The sequence below is a fragment of the Paenibacillus sp. FSL H8-0079 genome (assembly GCF_037991315.1).
Classification (GTDB): domain Bacteria; phylum Bacillota; class Bacilli; order Paenibacillales; family Paenibacillaceae; genus Paenibacillus.
Genome location: NZ_CP150300.1, coordinates 362,672 through 386,187, shown reverse-complemented (window position 1 = coordinate 386,187; position 23,516 = coordinate 362,672). Strand labels below are relative to the sequence as shown.

At 48.4% G+C, this 23,516-nt stretch carries 21 protein-coding genes; 10 read left to right on the top strand and 11 right to left on the bottom strand.

The window, feature by feature from the left end:
* Window positions 1–121 precede the first annotated feature (121 nt).
* The 5 genes from MHI06_RS01850 to MHI06_RS01830 form a co-directional block, all read right to left on the bottom strand.
* Window positions 122–490 carry a VOC family protein gene (locus MHI06_RS01850; protein WP_340400209.1) on the bottom strand — a complete coding sequence of 123 codons (369 nt, stop codon included), beginning with the start codon at window positions 488–490 and terminating at the stop codon, window positions 122–124.
* A gap of 169 nt (window positions 491–659) precedes the next feature.
* Entirely contained in the window at window positions 660–2,735 is a 2,076-nt protein-coding gene (locus MHI06_RS01845) for a methyl-accepting chemotaxis protein (protein WP_340400208.1), read from the bottom strand.
* 235 nt (window positions 2,736–2,970) lie between these two features.
* A complete protein-coding gene (locus MHI06_RS01840; protein WP_340400207.1) occupies window positions 2,971–4,077 on the bottom strand; it encodes a Glu/Leu/Phe/Val dehydrogenase in 1,107 nt (368 codons plus the stop codon).
* Window positions 4,078–4,213: 136 nt separating this feature from the next.
* A complete protein-coding gene (cdaS, locus tag MHI06_RS01835) occupies window positions 4,214–4,843 on the bottom strand; it encodes a sporulation-specific diadenylate cyclase CdaS (protein ID WP_169480903.1) in 630 nt (209 codons plus the stop codon).
* Between the two features lie 220 nt (window positions 4,844–5,063).
* Window positions 5,064–6,578, bottom strand: coding sequence for a DUF6359 domain-containing protein (locus tag MHI06_RS01830; RefSeq protein WP_340402031.1), 1,515 nt, complete (start codon window positions 6,576–6,578; stop codon window positions 5,064–5,066).
* A gap of 228 nt (window positions 6,579–6,806) precedes the next feature.
* Between MHI06_RS01830 and MHI06_RS01825 the strand changes: the two genes are divergently transcribed.
* From MHI06_RS01825 to MHI06_RS01815, 3 genes are all read left to right on the top strand, one after another.
* A complete protein-coding gene (locus MHI06_RS01825; RefSeq protein ID WP_076332602.1) occupies window positions 6,807–7,100 on the top strand; it encodes a hypothetical protein in 294 nt (97 codons plus the stop codon).
* A 153-nt stretch (window positions 7,101–7,253) separates the two neighbouring features.
* On the top strand, window positions 7,254–7,409 hold the full coding sequence (locus tag MHI06_RS01820) for a hypothetical protein (RefSeq protein WP_167350941.1): 156 nt from the start codon (window positions 7,254–7,256) through the stop codon (window positions 7,407–7,409).
* Window positions 7,410–7,533: 124 nt separating this feature from the next.
* Window positions 7,534–8,091 carry a GNAT family protein gene (locus MHI06_RS01815; RefSeq protein ID WP_340400206.1) on the top strand — a complete coding sequence of 186 codons (558 nt, stop codon included), beginning with the start codon at window positions 7,534–7,536 and terminating at the stop codon, window positions 8,089–8,091.
* Window positions 8,092–8,184: 93 nt separating this feature from the next.
* Here MHI06_RS01815 and MHI06_RS01810 read toward each other — a convergent pair whose 3' ends face one another.
* Window positions 8,185–8,961: a Crp/Fnr family transcriptional regulator gene (locus MHI06_RS01810; RefSeq protein WP_248278147.1), complete on the bottom strand. Its 777-nt coding sequence runs from the start codon at window positions 8,959–8,961 to the stop codon at window positions 8,185–8,187.
* A gap of 376 nt (window positions 8,962–9,337) precedes the next feature.
* Here MHI06_RS01810 and MHI06_RS01805 point away from each other — a divergent pair, with 376 nt between their 5' ends.
* The 6 genes from MHI06_RS01805 (at window position 9,338) to MHI06_RS01780 (ending at window position 13,551) form a co-directional block, all read left to right on the top strand.
* Window positions 9,338–9,769, top strand: a complete 432-nt coding sequence (locus MHI06_RS01805; protein ID WP_340400205.1) for a GAF domain-containing protein — start codon at window positions 9,338–9,340, stop codon at window positions 9,767–9,769.
* A gap of 109 nt (window positions 9,770–9,878) precedes the next feature.
* On the top strand, window positions 9,879–10,529 hold the full coding sequence (locus MHI06_RS01800) for a response regulator transcription factor (protein WP_336763934.1): 651 nt from the start codon (window positions 9,879–9,881) through the stop codon (window positions 10,527–10,529).
* Complete coding sequence (locus tag MHI06_RS01795; protein WP_340400204.1) at window positions 10,522–11,637, top strand: PAS domain-containing protein; 1,116 nt, start codon at window positions 10,522–10,524, stop codon at window positions 11,635–11,637. Before MHI06_RS01800 ends, MHI06_RS01795 begins: the two co-directional genes overlap by 8 nt.
* Before the next feature lie 271 nt (window positions 11,638–11,908).
* Window positions 11,909–12,403: an Lrp/AsnC family transcriptional regulator gene (locus MHI06_RS01790; protein WP_036616550.1), complete on the top strand. Its 495-nt coding sequence runs from the start codon at window positions 11,909–11,911 to the stop codon at window positions 12,401–12,403.
* Between the two features lie 12 nt (window positions 12,404–12,415).
* Window positions 12,416–13,003: a chromate transporter gene (locus MHI06_RS01785; protein WP_017691071.1), complete on the top strand. Its 588-nt coding sequence runs from the start codon at window positions 12,416–12,418 to the stop codon at window positions 13,001–13,003.
* 2 nt (window positions 13,004–13,005) lie between these two features.
* On the top strand, window positions 13,006–13,551 hold the full coding sequence (locus MHI06_RS01780; protein WP_340400203.1) for a chromate transporter: 546 nt from the start codon (window positions 13,006–13,008) through the stop codon (window positions 13,549–13,551).
* A gap of 187 nt (window positions 13,552–13,738) precedes the next feature.
* On the opposite strand, the gene MHI06_RS01775 is transcribed toward MHI06_RS01780, so the two are convergent.
* The gene (locus MHI06_RS01775) at window positions 13,739–16,111 is read right to left on the bottom strand and encodes an Ig-like domain-containing protein (RefSeq protein ID WP_340400202.1); all 2,373 of its coding nucleotides are present in this window, start codon (window positions 16,109–16,111) and stop codon (window positions 13,739–13,741) included.
* Window positions 16,112–16,323: 212 nt separating this feature from the next.
* Between MHI06_RS01775 and MHI06_RS01770 the strand changes: the two genes are divergently transcribed.
* Window positions 16,324–16,929 (top strand): class I SAM-dependent methyltransferase, encoded by a 606-nt coding sequence (locus tag MHI06_RS01770; RefSeq protein ID WP_340400201.1) that lies wholly within the window; start codon window positions 16,324–16,326, stop codon window positions 16,927–16,929.
* A gap of 381 nt (window positions 16,930–17,310) precedes the next feature.
* On the opposite strand, the gene MHI06_RS01765 is transcribed toward MHI06_RS01770, so the two are convergent.
* From MHI06_RS01765 to MHI06_RS01750, 4 genes are all read right to left on the bottom strand, one after another.
* Window positions 17,311–18,447 (bottom strand): glycosyl hydrolase, encoded by a 1,137-nt coding sequence (locus MHI06_RS01765; RefSeq protein WP_340400200.1) that lies wholly within the window; start codon window positions 18,445–18,447, stop codon window positions 17,311–17,313.
* Window positions 18,448–18,549: 102 nt separating this feature from the next.
* The gene (locus tag MHI06_RS01760; RefSeq protein WP_340400199.1) at window positions 18,550–20,508 is read right to left on the bottom strand and encodes a glycosyl hydrolase; all 1,959 of its coding nucleotides are present in this window, start codon (window positions 20,506–20,508) and stop codon (window positions 18,550–18,552) included.
* Window positions 20,501–22,498, bottom strand: a complete 1,998-nt coding sequence (locus MHI06_RS01755; protein ID WP_340400198.1) for a heparinase II/III family protein — start codon at window positions 22,496–22,498, stop codon at window positions 20,501–20,503. Before MHI06_RS01755 ends, MHI06_RS01760 begins: the two co-directional genes overlap by 8 nt.
* A gap of 298 nt (window positions 22,499–22,796) precedes the next feature.
* Window positions 22,797–23,453, bottom strand: coding sequence for an SGNH/GDSL hydrolase family protein (locus MHI06_RS01750; RefSeq protein ID WP_340400197.1), 657 nt, complete (start codon window positions 23,451–23,453; stop codon window positions 22,797–22,799).
* Between the last annotated feature and the right edge of the window lie 63 nt (window positions 23,454–23,516).

Below are 23,516 nucleotides of genomic sequence, written 5' to 3'. Positions count from 1 at the left end.
ATAACGGAATAAGGACAGAGCTAATCATCAAGATTAGCTCTGTCCTTTAATGTTGTAATACTCACTCGGCTCCCTGTGACAGGAAGTTATCACTATTATCTAAGATGGATACATTAGCGTATTAGGCTTTACTGTGAAGGGTAACTTGGTACCCGTCTGGGTCGGAGAATGTAAAGGTTCGCCCGAATGGTCCATCTATTGGGGCAGATGTAATCTTTACACCTGCTGCAACAAGCTTGTCGTAGATGTCTTGCGTATCTGGGGCATGAAGCCACAGAGCGATACCAAGTCCTGGCTGATTACCTGAACCAAGTTCTGTTCCTGGCAATAAGTCACGAAGAGCAAATGCAATAGGTTTTGTTTCAAAGACCACCGCATGAGGGGGTCCCGCCTGTGAGCGTACCAGTCCGAGATAGTTTTGATAAAATTCGGCAGAGCTTTCAAGATTGCTAACCTGAAGTGAAATGAAATCTGGTCCAATTGCTGACATAATGTAATGTCCTCCTTCGTATTTGTATATCTTGATCATACAAGGTCGCTCTTGCCAACAGTATGTCAGTAGTGTTCTTTCATTTTTTTAAATACAAACCAAAAAAGCACTCCGAAGGAGTGCTCATTTGTCATCTTACTCTTGCTTCTATATCATATTCAACTAACGCTTATTCCACCTTGAATCTTGCGGCAGATTCGGCCAGCTTTTGCGTCAATTGATCGATCGTATCGACCATGTTCGCCAACTGCTGTACCGTCGAAGACTGCTCCATCATGGTTGCCGTTACTTCTTCAACCGATGCAGATACCTGTTCTCCTGAAGCCGACAAGCTATGTGCTGACTCCAGTACGTCGTCCTTGTTCTGCAACATCTCTTGCATCTGTCCTGCCATCGTGGCGATCTGCTGATTAATGACCGTCACCTTCTCCAAAATCACATCAAATGCCTGACGAGTCTGAATGACAAGCTCATCCTGTCTGGAAGAGATGGTGTGAATTTCGGCAACACTTTGGTTGTTCTCGGCGACATCGGCCAGATTCTGCTCGATAATGCTGGAGATTTCCTTGGACTGGCGTGAACTCTGTTCTGCCAGATTGCGAATCTCTTCAGCCACAACTGCAAATCCTCTGCCATGCTCTCCAGCTCGTGATGCTTCGATTGAAGCATTCAATGCAAGCAGGTTCGTCTGCTTGGCGATCTGGCTGATGGCTTCCGTGATCTGACTAATACTGCCCGAACTTGTTTGAAGTTTGACGGTAATCTCCGAGATTTTCTCCACTTCCCGTTCGTTCACCTCATTGATACGCATCAGTTCATTGACGACTTCATTCCCGTTGTGGAATACCGTTTCGATCTCATCTGCTCTTGCCTTCACATCCTGTGCACTGCTGTTCATGGCAGCCACTTTATCGCCGAAGCTGTTGAATTTGCCTGCAATCTGCTCGGTATCTTCGGATTGGGCCTCCATCGCCTTCGCAATCCCCATGGACGTCGCCGACGTCTCATCAATGGATCTTGCCGTCTGTCTGGATGTTTCCTCCAGCTCCTGAGTACTGGCCTGAAGGACATGGATCGAACTATTCATATCGGTGATCAGGTTTCTGTTCTGCTCCACCATGCCATTGAAGCTCTCCGCCAGATCCTTGAATTCACTGTTATATCTACCATTGGCCTTGACGATCAGATTCCCTTGAGCAAGCTGTTGGAACAGCCCGATCAGACGAATGATAGGTCTCGTAATACTACGAGAGATCAATAATCCTACGCCAATAGCCAGAGCAACTCCGATCAATGTCACGATAACCATCTGGCGCTGCATATCTTCTAATGGTCGTTTGATATCATCATAATCATCTACAATGACCACAGAAAGATCTGAGCCAGGAATCTGATTGATACGATAATAGATGTCATCTCGATCCATCGAAGTGACCTTCACTTTATCAGTGGCTCTGGCCTCTATGATCCCCATGGCGTCCTTATCCTCTCCCAGTGTTTGCCCCACAAAGGAAGGGTCCAGTGAATCATACATAATGATGCCGCTTCGACTCAGCACTTCAACTTTGCCTTGACCATTGATCTTAATGTCTCCAAGTTGTCCCAAGAAGAAGCTGCTATCCACCGACATCGCTAACACACCGAGTATATTCCCCTCTTCATCGGTGATGGGCTCAGAGAATACAATTATGAGCTTTTTGCCAGTCTTAGAGACCACGGCATCACTGATGAAGGATTTCCCCTGTATAGACTCCTTAAAATATTCCCGATCTCCCCGTGACTGCCCAATGACTTCTGGCATGGTTCCCGCCACCATGGTTCCTTCCTTATCAAACACGAACAGGTCAGGCTTGGTGCCTACCGTGTCGGATATACTGTCGGTGAGAATCGAATTCGCTCTATTGAAGTATGGATTCTCCTCTGTGAAAAAGGTCTCATCTGTCATTTCGTTGGTATTACGCAACTCCAAGAGTTCTTTGAAAGTATTATGTACGGATATCGCATGACTCATCTGTTGCTGAAGCTGCATCGCTGTCCAGATCCCTTCCCCAAGGCGGTCAGCCATCACATTAATCTCATCCTTGCTTTTCCTGACCACAACATCAGATGAGATCATATAACTTGTAGTCGTTGCACCGAGCAGAACCAAAACAACCAGTACACTGATCATGATGGGCAGCTTGATTTTAAGCGACATATTTTTAATCTTATGCCCTATCCCTTGCTTTTCCCCCGTTTTCCCCATTCCACTTCTCCCCATTTCCCTGAACCATCTCCATCTGAACGATGTATATACTTTATCGGAAAAATGCATAGTAGAATTGATGTATTAGGGAAAAATTGCCACTGTTTTTCTGTTTTTATATTTTGAAAGCAAAAAAAAAAAAAACTGCCTGTCAGATCGACAATATCCATCTCTGGAATGGATGTTGCCGTTACCTAACAGACCGTTTTCAGATTATCCGATGAATGGATTATGTTTACTTGCGCAATCTCCGGGAACTCAGTGCGTGATGACCATTCTGCAGGAATGTGCTACGCGTATTCTTCATCTGTTCAATCCGTCGCTCAGCCAGACGATCTGCGGCAACATAGGTTGCGATACCTTCGGTACGTGAGCTTTCGAATATTTTCTCCAGATTGGTATAGATCTCTCCGATCTTGCTCCACGCTCGATCCGCGTTATAACCGTTCAGCTCATCTGCAATGTTAATCACGCCACCCGCATTGATAACATAGTCAGGCGCGTATACGATGCCCATATCATATAACTGATCTCCATGACGGGTCTCCAGCAGTTGGTTGTTGGCACAACCCGCTACGACCTTCGCCTTGAGCGTCTTGAGCGTATCGTCATTAATTGTGCCACCCAGCGCACATGGTGCATAGATATCACACTCCACACCCGTGATGTCTGCGGGATCAACAGCGGTCGCGCCAAAGCGATCCACAGCCTGCTTCACCGAGTCCTTATGGATATCCGTAACGATCAGACGTGCACCTTCCTCATACAGATATTTGCACAGATGCATCGCCACATTGCCGACACCTTGGACCGCTATAGTTTTACCCTCCAGCAGATCGGTACCAAATGCTTCTTTGGCTGCTGCCTTGATCCCACGATATACACCCCAAGCCGTTGCAGGCGATGGGTTACCGGATGAACCATAGCTTGCCGAGATGCCTGTCACATAATCAGTTTCCTGATAGATCAGGTTCATGTCCTCTTCCGTCGTTCCCACATCTTCGGCCGTGATATAACGTCCGTTCAATCCCTGAATATATCGTCCAAACGCCCGAAACATTGCTTCGTTTTTGTCACGCCGCGGATCTCCGATAATGACCGTTTTGCCGCCGCCCAGATTGAGGCCGGATACCGCATTCTTATATGTCATACCACGGGCAAGGCGCAGGGCATCTTCAATGGCGGCTTCTTCTGAAGCATAAGTCCACATCCGTGTGCCTCCCAGCGCAGGGCCGAGTGTTGTGTCGTGTATGGCGATAATTGCTTTTAAACCTGAATTTCGATCCTGGCACAGAACCAGTTCCTCATAATCGTGTTGCTCCATTGCTTCAAACCAACTCATGTGCTAACCGTCTCCTCCAACCATTTTTGCGATCCAATCGCAATGTTCTCTATTTAATTACCATCCTCTATTGTACCCATGAATACCCAGTTTGTGCAAAATCACATCGCAATGTCAGAGAAGCATCGTTTACCATTTAAGATAACGTCTCAACCACATTAATCGGATGCAGATCTCCATCCACCGCAAATGATGCCTGTCCCGTCTCTTCGGAGACAACCAGTACAACGGCGTCCGTCAATTCACTTAATCCAAGCGCAGCCCGATGACGAGTGCCTATCTTTCGTTCATGCACTTCCGCCTGCGATAAAGGCAACACATTACCAGCGGATACAATCTGATTGCCACGAATGAGAACAGCCCCATCATGCAGAGGCGCACCGGGAATGAACAGCGATTCCAGCAGCGCATGCGTCACTCTGGCATCCACTGCCACCCCTGAATGGATAATCGTCTCCAACGGAATTTCGCGTTCAATCACAATCAGCGCACCATATCTCCGGTCAGACAGATGCTGTACGCTTGATGTTAATTCAGCAAACTTCTCGGTAAAAGGTGAAAGATAACAATCCAGATAAAAAGAAGAGGCGAGCACCTCGATCTGCTTAATCTCCGCTCGAATCTCTGCAAATTGTCCCAATAGACAGACACTGTCATTGTCAAAACGGGATAACGTCATGTTCATTCGATCCGCCACACGGTGCAGATCTGCCTTGAGCTTCTGCCTCATCGAGGAACTGTCACAGTCTGCTTGCTGAGTCATCATTCTCCGCCTCCTTTTTTGGGTTGGACCTGTCGTACCTCGCTCCACATCATTAGTACCCATAACTTCCCCTTCGGAGCAGGTATTTATGCAATGGCAGTAGGCTGTATGAGCTAATAAAGGTCTTGATTGTAACGGGTATAACAAGCAAAAAAAGAGCCTGTCCGCAAACCTTCACGGTCAGGCCCTATTCGCATAATAATTTGATGTTTGCCTATTTCACTTATTGAGCTTTGCCGTATGAACCTGTCTTAAATGTAGTCGGGTCATACCACTTGTACCCTGCTGCGGGTGCAGCCCACGGCTCAAGTTGCGGCTCGGTCGATGCAGCCGGAGCTTCCATCGGAAGCAGGCTTGTTGCCGTATCCAATGTCAGTCCTGGCACTTGTGCAAGACTGGTATAGCTCTCTTTGACTGCGAGCCATTTCACGGTATTCACGAGGAAAGTAGCATCATCCACTTCTTTGAATCCATCATAGGTCTTCTTGGTGGCGCCGGTCTCTTCTCGCAAATATTTCGGAGTAGCATCTTCCACTGGGGAAGAGTCGCCGATAAATGCAGCTTTGCCCGCACCAATCTTCGCAATGGCGGCATAGGCTCCTTCAGCTCGTCCACCACCATTGTATACGCCCTGATCCACGGCATTGCCCCACTTGGACACACCACTTGGTACATACACCAAGCCTTTTGCCTTGTTCGGATCCATAATTGCAATGGTCGATCCGGCATGCATGGCTACAGAATTAACGCCAGCTGTAATGCCGAAGGATTGGGCCGGTGTAACGATATCCGATGCGTTCACATCGCCGAGTGCATTGTAGCGGAAACGAACACCAAAGTTCGTCGCCAGCCAATCGGAGCTGATCACACCTTGCATGGCAGGTGATTCCGCTTCAGCCGAAGACATACCTTTGGCTGGATTCAGGAAGGCACCACGGCGATAGCCGTTGAATACTTCGGAAGAATCCCAGCGGTTTTTGTTGCGGTCTGCGTTGTAGTGATCGGAGATGAAGAAGATACTTCCTCCGTTCTGTACATACTGCACCAGCGCAGCCTGCTCAGTCGCTTTGAACGGCACGTTGGCTTCGCCGATGATGAAGACGTGGTAATCTTTCAATTTATTATAGGTGATGGCTTGCTCACCAAATGTATACGGGATGCTGCGTTCCAGCTGATCCACGGCAAAGCCTGCGTTTCGCAAACCATTGGCAAAATCAGAAAATGCCCCGTCGATAATCCAGTCGGCAGCACCTGCTGTCTGGGCGTGGGTATTATCGAACAATACTTTCTTGCCGGTACCATCCGGCAGTGTTGTACCTGGGTTCGGTTCTGGATCAGGATTGGTTGTTCCGGAGGAAAGCGCGATGGACGTTGGGTTTTTGACTCCTGCATAGCTATTGTAGGCGCCTAAAGTTCCGGTTACGATGATCTTTTTGCCTACAAGACTCGGATTGGAAGCCAGTCCATATTGCGAACGGAAAGATGCGGGAACTTGTACATCCAATAATCTGGCGTTGGTTCGCTCTGACGCTGAATCCGCAATCAGAACATTAAAATCATTGGCATACGGAGATGTAAACTTCGCGGTAAGTGACCCGGTAGCATGTCCAACGATGATTCCTTCAACCGTTGCCGTTCCTCCACCGCTCTGGGCAGCGATGGCCTGAGATACCGTAAGTGGTGCTGCAGCTTGTACCGGACTCTGCGAACCCGGCCCCAGCAATGCGGTTGCCATCATGATAAAGACCAGGAATGCCCCGATCCAGTGCTGCCATAACGCCTTCTTCATATTCCCTTTCTCCTCCTCCAAATTACCTGATAATGGGTTATCCTCCTTTAATTTAATTGTTCATATGCTGAATTCCTCTTTCTTTTTGTAAAATTTATGAAAAAGTTTAGAAGTTGAGTCTATTTGCCCATAATGATGATCATACCTTACATATGTCGAAGGAGTAGATGATAGATTATGACGAAGCTTATATTTTTAATACCTTTGTTAATTGTGCCACTGATTATGGCTTATGTTGCACTTCGTTCTCGGATGGTTACGCGACTGTTTCATATTGTTGCACTGCTCTGCTTTTATAGTGCGGCAACGGTCATCGCTGGCGATGTGTATGCGACGAATGCCCATATGACCACATTCACCACCGAGATTCACCATTTCCTGCTGAATGGCTGGTTCCTGTATCCGGCTGCTTATCTGGGTGTATATATCCCCTATGTGCTGTGGATGAGCCTATTTTCAGAAAAAAGTTGAATTCATTACGGACTTGGGATTGCATTTTGCCATCGTTCATTGCATAATAAGTATATAACTATGATAATGATTATCATTCTTGAACTTGTCTCTATGTACCTGTCTACTGCATATGATTTTACGATTTTATAGATAAAGGGGAACGAACATCGAATGAATACACCTCTGCAAAAGGCTGACCTGCAGCTTGACGATTACTTGGATCTTCTGAACCTGGCAACCAATCTGGGTGATACGAAATGGCAAAAGGAAATTATTCGCAAGCTGGCATATACGTATCCCGCAGTTCAATGTAAACAACCACAATAGCATTCGACATACATCATAGATCTACATCATGGCTCATAACCGATTCATTCGTTGAATCTGTTGTGGGCTATTTTTGTTGTACAATGTACATTAAAGTTATTCAAACGTGAAGGAGTGAACAACGATGCAATTGGAGACCGACAGACTGATTATCCGGGAGATTCGGGAGACCGACTGGGAGAGGATTCATGCCTATACCTCCATGACGGAAGTTACACAGCATACAGCATGGGGACCGAATACGGAAGAGGATACACGGGCATACGTGCAGTTTGTGTTGGACACACAGCAGGCACAACCACGAGAAGGCTTTGAACTTGCGATATGTTTAAAAAGTGACGACTCTCTCCTTGGCGGAGTGGGCATTCACGTTATGGAGAAAACCAATGCAGAGATCGGTTACGTCCTCAACCCTGCTTACCAGGGGAAAGGTTATGCCGACGAAGCAGCCCGCGCTTTACTGGGTTTCGGTTTCAACGAACTTGGCATTCACCGCATTTACGCCAAATGTCGTCCGCACAACACGGCTTCGGAGAACGTTATGAAGAAGATTGGTATGCAGCGTGAAGGTCTAATGCGAGAGCATTGGTTCTACAAAGGTTCCTTTCATGACTCGGTGCTCTATTCGATTCTCGCCAGAGAATATACTAATGAACAATTTCATGGAAACGCAAAAAGCTGACTCCCACATATGGGACGCCAGCTTTTCGTTTCTTTCTTTTTCTCCGTAACGACCCCAATCGCCAATGGAGGTGAAGCCTCGGAACAAGCTATGTTACAACCGGCACAGCTCTGCCGGGCAGCTTGGGAATGTCGGACATCCGCACATGCAGCGCAAGGCTGCCAGATCCCGAATCATCAGTTTGCCGTCCATCATATCCAGCGTACCTTGTTCCTTCCATGCCCCCAGCATCCGCGTTACACTCTCCCGGGTAGCTCCAATCATCTCGGCAAGCTCGGTATGGTTCAGCTTCATGTCTAGCACAATACCATCCGGTGTAATCTTCCCATACGAGTTGCTGGCACGGATCAGAGTCGAAGCGAGTGCACCCGCCTTGCCGTAAAGCAGCAAATCACGGAATCTCGACTGGGTGATCCGCTGCGACAGTGCCATCCATTGCAAAAATTTCAAGGCAAGGTCGCCATGTTTGCTGAGTATACTTTCCAGATCGCTGAGCGAGATAATGGCCAGTTCCCCTTTTTCCGCCATCTCTGCACTGTAGCTATGATTCAATCCGCCGATGCCGCCGAATTCACCGATGAGATCGCCGCTTTGTTGAATGGATAAAATAATTTCCTTGCCATCCTCCGTCGACTTGGTCATTTTCACTCGTCCCGAACGAATGTAGTACAGATATCCGGCTTCATCGCCTTCAAGAAAGAGACTATACCCCGACTTCACCCGTTTGGGCTGCATTTTCGCTTCAATCAGGTCCCATTGCTCAGGTGTAACGAACGAAAGGATTCCGCCTGTTTCTCGTGTCATTTTGCCCGCCTCCGTTTGTTTCTGCTCTGTTCTTTGGGTTGTTCTTTCTACAAATACTGTACCCATACCCTTCGTCCCCCTCGGTGATTCCTTATGTATACATCATATCGCGAAAGTAGCTTCAGGGTTATCGGGGGATTACCTGATCATTAACGAGAAACTCCCTGAATTTGCTGTGAGAAAAGTCACATTTCACCGATATGCCTCATCCTTTGCATTTCTCCAATCCCTTGGTGTACCTGATTCAAAAGCTCCCCTATGCCCAGGTTCAGTAAATTATAGAACGGAAATAGGGGTTTTCCCTGAATTACAATGTACGAGAAAGGGTCTACAATAGAACTAACATCGTAATACCCTTACTTTAAGATGATCCGGTTCAAAGGTTAATGATAATAATTACACGTAACGTACGTTATAATTCCGAAAAAGGAAGTGTCCTCTCATGCATGATGAACTGCCATCTGGCATTCAGGAGATGATCGACGGCCTGCGCCTGAACACATCCAGCGACTTCTGCGGACTTGCCTGTCTGAACGGGACGATGCTACGCTGGAAGTATACTTCTGGGGCTAGTAATGAACGAGTAAAACGCATGGAAATGCGTCCCGGACAAGATCTGGTAGGCACAGCCCTTCGGACTGGACGCCCAGCCCGATCTGATGCACAATCCACCGGGGAGCATACACCCGGTCGTTGCCCATTAATGCTTGCTGAGCGGCTGGTAAGTGCCATAGCGGTACCTGTGTTCCAGGAAGGAAGCGTGCCTGGCGCCGTGTTGCTCGTTGGCAGCAGACTGCCTTGCACCTTCTCACCGGACATGGTCCGGCAGACTGAGCAAGTCGCTCTACATCTTCAGCCGAAGGTGTTTGGATAAAAGTTTGAACTAGAAAGTGAGAGAAGCTATTCGGAGATTAAAGCTCTGGATTGCTTCTTTTTTTGTTATGATAGAGATAGAACTGAGGAAGCGGACAGGGGGAAATGATGTGATTCAACTATTAGTTGTAGACGACCATGTTGTCGTGCGCTCCGGGCTGATCGCCTTACTCGAAGGAAAGAATGATATACATATCGTTGGAGATGCCGCAGATGGCGATGAAGCCATTGCCAAGGCTCAAGAATTGAAGCCAGATGTCGTCTTGATGGATTTCAGCATGCCACCGGGCAAAGACGGTCTGACCGCTACAGCTGAATTAAAAAAATTAATGCCGGATCTCGCGATCCTGATTCTAACCATGCATGATGATGAAGAATATCTGTTCCGCGCCATCCACGCGGGAGCATCCGGATATATACTCAAAAGTGCGCCGCATGAAGAATTGCTTGCCGCGATTCGTTCCGTAGCAGAGGGTAGCGCCTATCTGTACCCAAGTGCAACCAAACGGCTAATGAGCGAATACCTGGACAAAGCCAAACAGGAAAACGCCGGACCGTATGACACGTTATCCGAGCGGGAGAAAGAGATTTTGTCCTGGATTGCGAAGGGATACGCCAACAAGGAAATCGCCGAACATCTGATCATCAGTGTCAAAACGGTCGAATCCCACAAAAGCAATCTGATGGAGAAGCTTGGCCTGCGTACACGACCGGAACTGGTGAAGTTCGCCATGAAAAAGGGGTTGCTGAACTTTGAGTAGTGCACGCAAGAACAGACTAAGTGGACTCGCAGACCAGCCCGTACGCCTCCTGCTGAACGAAATAGATAATCACATTACGGATAATGAATTTCGCAGCAGGCTGAAGGGTTCCCTGCATCAACTGAGTGATCTGAAATTTGCCTTGGATGAATCCTCCATTGTAGCCCTGACAGACCGCAAGGGGAAAATCCAGTATGTGAATGATAAATTCTGTGAAATCTCACAGTATGAGCGCGAGGAACTGATCGGTAAGGATCATCGAATCATTAATTCCGGATACCATGGCAAAAGCTTTATGAAAAACCTGTGGGACACGATATCCTCAGGTAAGGTATGGAACGGGGAAATTCTCAATCGTGCCAGAGATGGCAGTCATTATTGGGTCAACACCACCATCGTGCCTTTCCTTGATAACGACGGGGAGCCATATCAATACCTGGCTGTACGTAGCGAGGTCACCAAGCTGAAATCCGTCGAAGCCGAATTGCAAAAGATGATGTCCCAAGTGATGAATATTCAGGAAGAGGAACGACGCCGGATCTCGCGTGAACTGCATGACGGGATTGGACAGAGTCTCTTCTCTCTGGTGATTCAGATGGATCGCCTGCTGGCAGACCAGCCTCACCCCGGGGTTGAAGCACTTCGTAAACAGGTCACGGGCATTATGGAAGATGTACGCGGTATGGCATGGGAGCTGAGACCATCCGTTCTGGATGACCTTGGTGTTGTTCCGGCGATTCGGACCTATATCGAGAATTACACCCGTCACTACGGGATCGAAATCGATCTGGAATGTAATTTGCGCAAGCGACTGGAGATGAACCGGGAGATTGCCATATACCGAATTATTCAGGAAGCCTTAACGAATGTCGCGAAGTATGCCGATGTTGCCGAGGCACGTGTTACGGTAGAAGATGCTGAGGACATGACGATGGTTATTATTGAAGACCAAGGGGCTGGATTCAGCGAAGCAACCGCTGGCAATGGCGTTGGATTGTTCAGCATGGAAGAGCGTGCTCGTGGTGCAGGTGGAACATTGAGAGTTTCTTCCGATCCTGGCGAAGGCACAACCGTTACCCTTTTGCTGCCCAAGACAGCACAGGGATAACCGGACATGCTTCTTATCGTGCTTTGCGCTACAATTAAGCTATCTATTATTTAACAGCTGCTCGCTATTGGACTGCGCGAGTGGCCTTTTTATTTTTTTGATTGGTCAAAACAACAAAATGAAAGCATAAAATCAGTTAAATTCAATAATCATGATAAATAGATTGACTTCAATTACGATTCGTCATTAAAATATGAATGCCACATACACATTGTATGTTTAGTAAAATCTCAATGTTCATTTCATATAGCGAGAGAAAAGGATGGTCAACATGTCAGAGAAACGCTCCTCCAAGGGTGGAGAAATTCCTCAAATGTACAATCTGGACGAGATGGATCGCAAAATCATCGCCGCGCTTCACCACAACAGCCGAATATCCTATACGGATTTGGGTACACAGATCGGGTTATCACGTGTAGCTGTTCAGGCACGCATTAATGCGTTATCTGAAAAAGGAATCATCGAACGCTTCACCGTAGTCATTAACCCTGGCAAGGTTGGGCTTCAGGTCTCGGCCTTTTTCAATGTGGATGTCGAACCGCCCTTCCTGGATGAAGTGGCTGAGAAACTGGACGAAGAACCGGCCGTCACCAGCCTTTATCATATGACAGGCCCGAGTACTCTACACATGCACGGTATTTTTGCGGATATGGAAGAGATGGAGCAGTTCTTGCTGGAGAAACTCTATAAGATGCCGGGTATCGTCAAAGTGGAATCACAGCTATTGTTGAAACGCTATAAAAGCCGGATGGGCATGAGACTCTAGGAGGAAATCAGCATGGGTTGGAAAGATTACAACGGTCTCGTCATCGGAATGGTACGAACCGGAATTCTCGGATACGGCGGTGGCCCTTCGGTGATCCCGTTAATCCGTTATGAAGCCGTTACGCGTTATAAATGGGTCAGTGATGAGGAGTTCGGCGAGATTTTGGCTATCGCCAATGCCCTGCCGGGTCCCATCGCGACCAAGATGGCCGCATATCTCGGTTATAAAACCAAAGGTGTGCTGGGCGCGATTGTGTCCGTACTCGCTCATATTTTGCCGACAAGCATTGCCATTATTGCGCTGCTCGGTTCCATGTACGCCCTGCGCGAGTCGAAAGTGGTCGCAGGCATGGTAGCCGCCGTGCGGCCGGTCATTTTTGTCATGCTGGGCATGATGGCTTATGAATTCGCCATGAAAGCCTGGAAGGGACTCGGCAAAGTTTTTGCCGCCCTATTCGGCGTGATTGCCTTTGTACTATTGCAGCTGCTGGATATCCATCCGGGGATTGTGATCGCGGTTTTCCTGGGATATGGTGTCTTCCATCTGGATCTGGTTCAGCGCTTCAAGTCCAAAGGCGAGTCCGATAAGGGGGTGTCCTAAGGATGCTCCAGACCTGGTGGGAATTATTTTGGGGATTTTTCGTAGCAAACATCTTGGGATATGGGGGCGGTCCAGCTTCCATTCCGCTAATGCAGGAAGAGATTGTGAACCACTACCAATGGATAACCACAGAGCAATTCGGTGATGTACTGGCGATTGGTAACGCCCTTCCCGGTCCGATTGCAACCAAAATTGCTGCATTCGTCGGATATCACGTAGCAGGCTGGTTTGGGGCATTTATCGCAAGCTTTGCCACAATCGTACCTTCCGCAACCGCATTAATTTTATTACTTCGTTTATTAAACAAACATCGCACGTCACCAAAAGTCAAAGGTATGACGTTGCTTGTGCAGCCTGTTATCGCTGTGCTCATGATTCTGCTCACATGGGAATTCGGTCAGCTATCCACCGATTCCATCGGCATCTGGCAGACGTTGATCATTGCAGGCATCTCGCTCTGGGTCATGACCAAGACCAAGCTGCATCCAGCCATTCTGATCGTAATCGCTTTTGCGTATGGTGCACTGGTACTGTCTCATACGATGTAGTTATAGAACATACAAGGAACGTCACAGAATCACTTGGTTATACATCTGCAATGGGTGTATGCAGGGGTTTAGGACGTTTCTTTTTTTACTTTAGATTATATACAAAAAAAACGGTGATACCCGCTATTAAGCTGGGCATCACCGCTTTATTATATTCCGCGTTTCAAGCTCATATTGGAATAACCCATTACTTCGCTTCAACCACTACCGTTACTTTGGTTTTCACACCTGCAAATGTTACTGTAACCGTTGCTTTACCTTTGCCGTTCGCCTGAATGATTCCATCTTTCACCGATGCTGTTGCAATACGGGAAGATTTCCAGAGAGCCGGTTTGGATACATTGGCTTCACTGCCATCGGCATACGTTGCAGTAGCAGCTACAGTTACCTTTTCACCAGGTTTCATGGTCAACGTCACTTTATCTGTCTGCAAATATTTCAGTGTATCTACATCTACAGCAATGGTGACAGACTTGCTACCGTATTTTGCAGTAATTTTGGCTTTACCAGAACCTGTAGCTTTGACTTTACCTTTGGTCACTTGAGCTACTTTGTAGCTGTTCGTTTTCCATTCAGCTTTGTCCGTAACATCACGCTCGCTACCGTCGCTCAAGAAAGCAGTTACCGTCAGATCAGCTGTATCGCCTGATTTCAGGGAAAGAGCTGGTTCGGAAGCTTCAATACGTGAGATGACATCCACTTCGACCTGAATGGTCACTTTTTTGGAGCCGTATTCTGCCGTGATGTTGGCTTTACCACTACTGTTACCTGTGATCACACCTTTTTTCACGTCAGCTACACGTGCATTGCTGGATTTCCAAGTTGCTTCGGATGTAACATCCAGCGTATTGCCGTCCTCATCCGTACCTGTTAGAAGGATGGTCTGTGTTTCTTTGGCGGACAGAACAACGAAGTTCACATCTGCTTCCAGCCCACTAGCCATACCCACTTCGACAGGCAGAGTCAGTGTTTTGCCTTCAATCTTCGCTGTGATGGTTACTTTACCTGTAGCAACACCTGTGATAACCCCTTTGCTATCTACCTCAGCGATTTTGTCGCTGCTGCTGCTCCAGGTTGCATCTTCGGATACATCTTTGGATGTTTCACCATACAACGCCAGTACTTTGGCAGAAGTCGTTCCACCAACAGCTACTGATGCTTTTTTCTTATCCATTTCATACTTGTCCGGAACGTCTACATTTACTGTAAATTTAACCGTTTTACCGCCATAAGCTACAGTGATCGTAGCCGTACCGGATTTGTACGCGATCAGATCGCCGTTCGATACATATACAACATCTGCATTGCTTGAAGTCCATGTTGCTTTGGAAGTTACAATTTCTGTGCTTGCATCAATATACTCTGCATTGGCTACCAATTTTTTGGACTTGTTCTCACCTGTAACACTCATGGCGAGCTTGTCAGTCACATCTTTGATATCCAAATATCTTGCCGTATCTACATCCACAGCAACCTCTACGGTTTTGCCACTGTAGGTTGCTTTAATCGTTGTTGAACCTGCACTAATCGCTGTAACCTGTCCCTTGAATACCGTTGCAACCTTCTCGTTGCTAGATGTCCATGTTGCTTGATCAGTTACATTCACATCGCTGCTGTTTGGATAAGAAGCCGTTACAACGACATTAGCCGTTTTGGTTGTATCGCTCAAACGGAAGAAAATACTTTGTTTCACCACACTCAGTTTGCTGGTCAGATCCACATCCACGTCAACGGATACTGATTTCGTACCGTATTTGGCTGTGATCTTGGCAGAACCTGCCGAGTATCCTGTAATTTCGCCTTTAAGAACGTCTGCAACCTTCTCATTGCTGGATGTCCACTCCGCCAGATCCGTTACATCTTTGGTTGTGCCATCTGGATAAGTAGCCGTCACTTTCACACTTTCACTTTTGTTCAACAACAGGTTAACCTGTTGTTTGTCTACATCTACACGTTTTACCACTTCAACGTTAACATCTACCGTCACGCTTTGGCTGCCAACTTTGGCTGTGATAACTGCCGTACCTGCGCTTTGTCCAGTTACTTTACCATTCACAACGGTAGCAACCTTCTCATCACTGGTAGACCATTCTGCGGTACTTGCTGCTGCATTATTTGTTTCATTGTCACTATACGTTGCTGTCAAAACGATGTCCTTCGTATCTCCCGTGCGCAAATCAAGACTTTGCACGTTTTTCGAAAGGGCTTTGACCTTCTTCGTCACTTTCACTTGAACGGTCTGGCTCTGACCCTGGTAAGCTGCCGTAATGGTTGCTTTACCTTCCTTTTTGGCTGTAATTGCACCATTATATACAGTTGCTATCGAAGTATCTTCGCTACTCCAGGTTGTACTAATCGTCACGTTAGCCGAGGTATTATCTGAATAAACCCCCGTCACCGTAACAGACCCGGAATCACCAACTTCGAGCGACATTTCATTCTTGGAAACCACAATTTTGGACAGTTCTTTATCTGCCGCAGCGGCCAAGCCTACGTTGGATATACTCAGTATCAACACCAGCATCATCACCATGTACTTGGTCAATCTTGGCTTTAACATCATTTCCCCCCGATTATCATCATTTTTTTCCTTATGTTTAATGTCGGCAAGTTCTTTCCAGATGTTTAGACTTTCAGGAAATTTTCAGGGAATTCTGTGGAAATTAATTCATTTGCTCCTACTGTTCCAACTAATTCATACCTGCGAATAATACGCATAACCTATGTATAGTGACTGTCTTGAACTTCATTTCACAGGATCGGGGGAAACATATGCGTCAGCCTTTTGATTACATCGGGTATTGGGAGGAAACATATCGTTCGGGTGAAACTTCTGGGAGGGGTTCATACGGGGTTTTGGCTGAATTCAAGGCCGAGGTCGTGAACGGACTGATTCAACGTGAAGGTATTCATCGTGTCATTGAGTTTGGATGTGGGGATGGCAACCAGTTGCAATACATGAATTATGAGGATTACCTCGGCGTTGATGTGGCTGCTTCTTCCGTAAAACGCTGTGCTTCCCAGTTTGCCAAAGATTCATCTAAAAGTTTCATGCTGTATACACCAGGTCTGTGGATTAACCGAGGTTTCCTGCAAGCCGATCTGACGGTCTGTCTGGATGTGTTATATCACATTACGGATGAAACAGATTTTCGCAATACCCTCTATGATGTTCTACACTCTTCCACAGCATGGGTGGTGTTATACACGCGATTGAAAGAAAACGGCAACCCGGGGATCGATACAATCCAGGACCGTAATCTGTTCGATTATCTCTTCGACTACCCTGATTTCAAAGTTCATGAGATTATTCCGCAGCGCTATCCGGATCAGTCTTCGGCCGACTTTGTTATTCTGAGACGTACGCCTTCGAAGTGAGATTCTTTGTTTCAATAGAACATACTAATTAAGCCTGCAACCCAACGCGAACCGCACGAGTGGGATCTTCGTATGTTAGATTCTTTCGTCTTCCTTCACTTATGTACATCATCTTCCTGTCCACCGCCCTTGACTCGTCTATTTCAAGATTACCCTTAGGTGTGCTCTGCCTTCAATAGAAGAGATATCCTCCCTAGTATTGGAGGCGGAGCACGCGGACAGGTGATGATGATTGGCTAATGATGCTACTGACTACTGAATATATAACTGATTTTATGGATTGAATCTAATGAAACAACTCGCAGGCTAATAACACAAACACGACCCTACTGAGCAGTTTTCACCTTCAGTTCATCCTGTGCGTAGTTCTTATCTCTTCTTTTAAAATAACCCCTCACGTCCACGCAGCTTCGCCAGCGCTTCCATGTAGAAATAATCGCCGTATATAATCGGCACATTCAGCCCTCGCCCTTCCGGGTAATGCACCGTTCCCTGCATAATCAGACCTTCTTCCGCTGCCGAGTCGCCGGAGCTATAGTTCTCATGCAAGCCGCGGACGATACGTTCTCCTGCGGCGGCATAGGTTTCCCCGCGTGGCGACAGCTTCGCCAGCTCTAGCAACCCGCTCGCGGCAATCGCCGCAGCGGACGAGTCCCACGCCACCTGATGCTCCGCAGGTGCGCGGAAATCCCACACCGGCACGATCTCTTCGCCAAGCATGGCGAGGAAGAAATCGGCCGCGCGCTCCGCTGTCTCCAGATATCGGGCTTCGCCCGTATACCGGAAAGACAGCGCAAACCCGTGCAACGCCCAGGCGGTCCCCCGCGCCCAGGCGGAACCTGGAGCATGGCCCTGTCCGCCATGCTCTCGTAGCTTCTGCCCCGTGTGTGGATCGAACTCCACCACGTGGCAGATGGACCCGTCAGCGCGGATGAATTCGCGCGCCACGGTGTCCGCATGTGCTTCCGCCAGCCAGCGGAAGCGAGGATCGCCGCTCTGCTCGGATGCCCAGTAGAGCAGCGGCAGGTTCATCATGCTGTCAATGATGGCTACGCCGCGCGTATCCATTGCTGACGAGCTGAAGTTCCAGGCGCGGATGAACTCACCGCGCACGTGGAAGCGGGCAGCGAGCAGGTTGGCGGCAAGCATGCCACGCCGCCGTCCATCCGTGCTGCCCGTCTGGCGGTAGTTGGCTACGCCACTAAGCAGCCAGATGAACCCCAGATCGTGATCCACCGATCCGGGATCACGCAGGCAACCTTCCAGTTGCCGCTCACAGCTTTCGGCAATGCGATATAGCGGAGCGACCGCTTCACTTTCTGGAGCATCCCTATAGACCAGCCATAACAACCCAGGCCAGAAACCTGCTGTCCACCATTCCGGATCATTCCGGTCATACGTCCCCTGCGGGGCAATGTGCGGAAATGTATCCTTAATCCGCTTTGCATTCCGAATCGTTTTGGCAGTTCCCTGCTGCCACGCTTCCTCCAGCCATTTTACCGACGTTGATGTGTTCATGAACATATCCCTCCTCGATTCAATACCGGACACCGTTATTGATGCTCCAGCTCATCCTCAACTTATCTATAGCGTCGTATGCCCTGACTCAATATCTATCAGTTAAATATCACTAACCTCACTCAATCGGATCGAAAATGTCAGACTGCGGGCTCCACTCACTTCAATCCGCGCTTCCTTCAGCAATCCATTACGGAAAGCCACAGGCTGCTCTTCCAGATGAATAATAGCTCCCTGATCCAGCGCTGTGGATTCTACATACGCCCCCCGATACTCCGTTCGCACGCTTTGATCCGTATGGGTAATCACGGCCTGTTCGCGACCATCACTGAACATCAATGGAATGAGTGCCCCTGCCGCCGCGATCTCACCTTCGAATTCATACGTTATGGTCAGCACATCCGCCTGTTGCACATAATGGGTACGCAATGATTCAATTCCGGGGAATGGACCAACCCATCTCACGGCAAAAGAATTCTCCGAGGCGCTTACGCCATCTTCTGCCGCTCTTTCCGCCAGAGACTGCTCCACTTGGTTCCGCTTATCATGGTCCACCTTCTCATACACAATGGAACCACCTCCCTGAGCAGGGTCTAATCCAACATCCCGATCATATGCACCACCGGATGGAATGCCCTCTGCAAGACTGTGCCATACCCCATCTGGTGTCTTCCAGGCAGGACAATAGCTGAGCGGACGGACCTCCCCTTCGGCAAATTCCGTGAATCCGGCCTGCACATGGCTGGCAGCGGACGGACCAATCAGACCAGGTAACCCCATCTGCTGAATCCGAACCAAACCAGGGATCGTATACGGATCATTCATCGCCGTGTGCAATACCAGTTGCTGACCAGGTACGGAAGCAATCACGGTTTCGAACCACCCATCGGTCTGCAAAACCCTGCTGCCCACCTCGGAAGGAAGGTACACTTCGCTCACATCGTCTCCCGGATCACTGAGACAAGCGTGAGCCAGTGCTGCTGCAGTCCACAGGTTGTAACAAGTATGGTTGGTATAGATTTCGTACCCATGACGATCTTCTGGCGCGTATTCATTGCGTACAATTTTTAGACGCCCATCATCCATTTTCCAGCGCTCTACAGCAGCAAAACACCGATTAGCCGCACGTGCGAAAGCACCCGCCATCACCGGATCTCCCGCCTGTAACGCTAGTGTTGCATGTGTGGAGCATACATAAGCCGCCGCTGCTTCATTCCACTGATGCTGCGAGCTGCGACCACGCGGTGGAATCTCACCTAGCGGTGATAGCGTCAGTAGCGAGCTGAAGGCACCATGGCGTAGCTGCTCACGTAACGTATCGGCAGTGGCTCCCTCGTAACCAGCATCAAGCATCACCCCAAGGTGATACCGGGTGGCAATATCATAGGAAAATGGACAATTGGGTCGATCCAGCGGTCCATCCTGATACAACCCAAGCGCCGTAAATCGGGGCACATGATAGGCTTCCAGATAACGATCCATCCACCTGGTATCCTCACTCGCCAGCTGTTCACGCCAGCGCAGATATTCGCCAGAGATCATAATCGCGTTCCAGTTAATCATGCGGTTGGGATTGTTCATCTTGCTCATCGTAAATATATAATCTTGTTCTGGATCAATCGTCATGAATGCCTCAGCCCAGATCTGTGCTTGTTCAGGCAGATGTGACTTCAACAACATATAAGCTCTCATCATAAGCACCGGATAAAAATCAGGGTGATTGTCAGGTACGCTACCTTTGACCACGGCATCAATGCTCTGTGACAGGGCTGCCGCTGCGGAATCAAGCAGATCTGTACGCCCCGCATCAACCAGAACTGCTGCAGCCATCGCATAGGCTGGTGTTGAATAATACCTCTCCACACCCGAGAACGGATCTATAATTGCACCATCATTATCTTGATATGAAGTGTAAGCGCGAACAACACTCTCAACAAGTGCTAACTTGCGATCACGATTCCAGCCGTCTGCCGGAGCAGAACCCGCTTGTTCTGCCAATGTACGGTAACGTTCGAGTTCATCTTTCCATGGATACGTGGACGCGGATGTATATTTACTCAATCATGTTCACCTCGGTTTCTCCCATTTTCGGTTCAATGATGAAGATTACCTCACATACCGTTTCAATCAGATCAGAACTTTCTATCCGAACATCCGTCTCATCAACCACACCTGTCCATGATAGTGACGTCCGATAGAATGTGACTGGAACATTGTCATGATCGACTGTGTGTATTGCCTCCGTATGGACATGCCACTGGTTCGCATCATACGTCATATGGACCGTTCCATGTACACCTTGCCAACGAAGATTACCGCTCTTCATCACTTCCGGCTGCACTCTGCTCATCCATCGTTCCACAACACTTGAGCACTCTGCATGTGAATCTGAATCGTCCACCGAAGATGATCGTGCAGCTGAAGACATACTCCTGCTCTTCCATTGAAAACGGTCAATCAGATGCAATTCTGCTCTATCTCTGCTACCGTCAGGAGCTATTTCCCAATGATATTGGCGCGTATACCGAGCCAACGAAGCAGCCCCAGAATATGCGGATGTCAGATCCAAAGTAGTATCCAGCTCACCGCCACCCTCTGCCAACTTTGCCTCTATCACTTGGGCTTGCGCTTGCCGACCGGAGCTTTGCTCCTGTCCTTCAATGAGCGGAACGCTATGACCGGATGATGAGATGTGGAACAGTCGCTCTCTGCCTGGTGCAAAATACGCCTGGGTATACAACCCTGCTCCGGGATCACATAGGATGTTCTCACCACCGCAATGGATAATGAACTGTCCCAGATCATTATGATTGTGAGGTTCATCGTTATGCCCGCCTTTAATGGAAATAGCCACATGAAGGGGTGCGCCATTCGTACGTTTTGTATCCGGAGAATCGAGCGAACCCTTTGCAATCATCCAGCCCATATTTTGGAAAATAAATCCTCGTTCCGCCTGTGCATAGGCACCTTCATCACCGTACACTGCCGGATCGCTCCACATGACGTTCCGCAACAGATGAGCCCAGCGATGACAAGGATCATCGGTCAGCAGTGGAATATGAAGCGGCAGATCAACCTGCAACCCGATCCGGGATACGAGCAGCGACAGCAATCCGGAAGGGATCTCTTCCTGCTCGGCACTGTCCGAATAATTCACGAATGTGCCTCCCGACAGGTGAACTCGCAGCGGGAAGGCTGCGATTGCTGAGATTTTTGAACCCGCCAGCAGATTTAGTTCGCCCTCACTATACTCACAAAGCATCTCGGCATAATAGGTGAAGTAACCAAAGCCATATACCCAATATCCAATGCCCTCAGCACAGCCGCCATCCTCGCCATAACCGCTCAGGAATGCGTTCATACAGCTGACCGTATGGGAGATCGACTCCGTCAGCGTGGTCTCATCCTTGAGCAGCAATAGCGCGGCCATACCACAGCACCCACCACAGACCGCCGACCAGTTGTGATCCGCTGTCTGCCAGTGGTACTTCCGTTGATCCCGGTAAAGCGGAATGAAGATTCGCCGCTCTGCTTCAGACCTGATCCGCTCTATGATAAGGCGATCCAGCCGCTCAGCGTGAATGGTCACAATCTCGGCCAGCATATGTACCGTCTCTGCGGCGAACAGATCGATGTTTCCATCCACCTGGTTGACCTCACCTGTACCCAGATGCGCTGGCAAGCACCACGTATACTCCCCGCATACGTCCCACAACATTTCTCCCAGCACTTGCAGTGCATCCGGCCTAGCCTTGTCCAATGCGAGCATCGCCATAGCAGCCAATCTGCCCCTTCGATCGAAATAAGCCTGCTCATAGGCTTTCCGCTCACCCGTATCGCTGAACTGTCGATATAGACGGAACGACAAGGAAGGCATGGGTTCATTCAAAGCGCGTTCACCATAAGCCTTCAAGTCCGTGTATACCGTAGCCAATTCAGGCCGGGATAACTTCTCCAAGAGTCTGTCAGCACTTATGGAACTCACTGCTTTGCTCTCAGTTCCACGTTGGTTTATGTTTTCATTTTCGACTTCGTGAATGGAATCTTCCACTGGATTCACCACTCTTCGTTAATGGATTGTCATACCAATATTATAATGTAATCGATTTCATTTTACCGGATATAATAACACTTTTGAAGAATTATCCACTAGAACCCTTTCCACGACGTTACGTCCTTCTCCTTCCCAACACAAAAAAACGAAGAACCTTCGTCAGGTCCTCCGTTACATTTTGCCTGTCACCACAGGCTTTTTATGGCTATCTCATATTCTTAAATATCTTATGTCCTCAACTAATCCTGAACACCTTTAATGCTGCTGCCCATATCGCAATTGTTCGCTGTTGTTATTACACAATCACAAGCGGGGAATTCTGTACGACAGATAACCACTGACGTGCAATTAGCTCATGACCTGCCGCGGTTGGATGTACGCCATCCCATAACCAGTACGCTGCATCCGCCTGCTTCAGAGCATCATTAAACGTCTGCTGCAATGGCACCCACACCGCTCCGAATTCTTCAGCGAGACCTTGGGCCAGTTTCTGATATTGACTGATATACTCTTCCCAGGCTTCCCATTTCTCCACAGTCGCTCCGGTTTTCAGAATGAACGGCTCCAGCAAAACCAGCCCCGTATCCGGCATCACTTCCCGTGTTTCTTCGAGCAAATGGCGATACGCTCGTCCAAAACGATCCGTAATTCCGCTAGGTTCACCATTCATCGTGCGCCAAGCATCATTAACCCCAATCAGGATGCTGATCAGATCCGGTTTCAGACTAATCGTATCCTCATTCCACCGTGCGTACAGATCCGATGCCCGATCTCCACTTATACCTCTGTTATAGAACGTCTTATGCTTGCCCGCCAATTCCATACCCAGTTTGCTGGAGATCAGATACGCATAGCCGTGTCCTAAAAAATGATTTGGATCATCATTGCGTGATCTTCCCCCATCTGTAATCGAGTCTCCCTGAAACAATATAACGGATGGACTTGTACTCATGATTGAAATCGTTCCTTCCTCTTGTGCAAAATGGAAACACTGAACACCTCAGTCTCCATTTTA

Excerpts from the sequence above, each read along its gene's own strand:
- MHI06_RS01830 (WP_340402031.1), bottom strand. The coding sequence starts at position 6,578 with ATGATGGCAACCGCATTGCTGGGGCCGGGTTCGCAGAGTCCGGTACAA.
- MHI06_RS01770 (WP_340400201.1), top strand. The coding sequence starts at position 16,324 with ATGCGTCAGCCTTTTGATTACATCGGGTATTGGGAGGAAACATATCGT.
- MHI06_RS01845 (WP_340400208.1), bottom strand. The coding sequence starts at position 2,735 with ATGGGGAAAACGGGGGAAAAGCAAGGGATAGGGCATAAGATTAAAAAT.
- MHI06_RS01810 (WP_248278147.1), bottom strand. The coding sequence starts at position 8,961 with ATGGGTACAGTATTTGTAGAAAGAACAACCCAAAGAACAGAGCAGAAA.
- MHI06_RS01765 (WP_340400200.1), bottom strand. The coding sequence starts at position 18,447 with ATGAACACATCAACGTCGGTAAAATGGCTGGAGGAAGCGTGGCAGCAG.
- MHI06_RS01775 (WP_340400202.1), bottom strand. The coding sequence starts at position 16,111 with ATGTTAAAGCCAAGATTGACCAAGTACATGGTGATGATGCTGGTGTTG.
- MHI06_RS01820 (WP_167350941.1), top strand. The coding sequence starts at position 7,254 with ATGAATACACCTCTGCAAAAGGCTGACCTGCAGCTTGACGATTACTTG.
- MHI06_RS01790 (WP_036616550.1), top strand. The coding sequence starts at position 11,909 with ATGTCAGAGAAACGCTCCTCCAAGGGTGGAGAAATTCCTCAAATGTAC.
- MHI06_RS01785 (WP_017691071.1), top strand. The coding sequence starts at position 12,416 with ATGGGTTGGAAAGATTACAACGGTCTCGTCATCGGAATGGTACGAACC.
- MHI06_RS01805 (WP_340400205.1), top strand. The coding sequence starts at position 9,338 with ATGCATGATGAACTGCCATCTGGCATTCAGGAGATGATCGACGGCCTG.
- MHI06_RS01840 (WP_340400207.1), bottom strand. The coding sequence starts at position 4,077 with ATGAGTTGGTTTGAAGCAATGGAGCAACACGATTATGAGGAACTGGTT.
- MHI06_RS01750 (WP_340400197.1), bottom strand. The coding sequence starts at position 23,453 with ATGAGTACAAGTCCATCCGTTATATTGTTTCAGGGAGACTCGATTACA.
- cdaS (WP_169480903.1), bottom strand. The coding sequence starts at position 4,843 with ATGATGACTCAGCAAGCAGACTGTGACAGTTCCTCGATGAGGCAGAAG.
- MHI06_RS01780 (WP_340400203.1), top strand. The coding sequence starts at position 13,006 with ATGCTCCAGACCTGGTGGGAATTATTTTGGGGATTTTTCGTAGCAAAC.
- MHI06_RS01850 (WP_340400209.1), bottom strand. The coding sequence starts at position 490 with ATGTCAGCAATTGGACCAGATTTCATTTCACTTCAGGTTAGCAATCTT.
- MHI06_RS01815 (WP_340400206.1), top strand. The coding sequence starts at position 7,534 with ATGCAATTGGAGACCGACAGACTGATTATCCGGGAGATTCGGGAGACC.
- MHI06_RS01825 (WP_076332602.1), top strand. The coding sequence starts at position 6,807 with ATGACGAAGCTTATATTTTTAATACCTTTGTTAATTGTGCCACTGATT.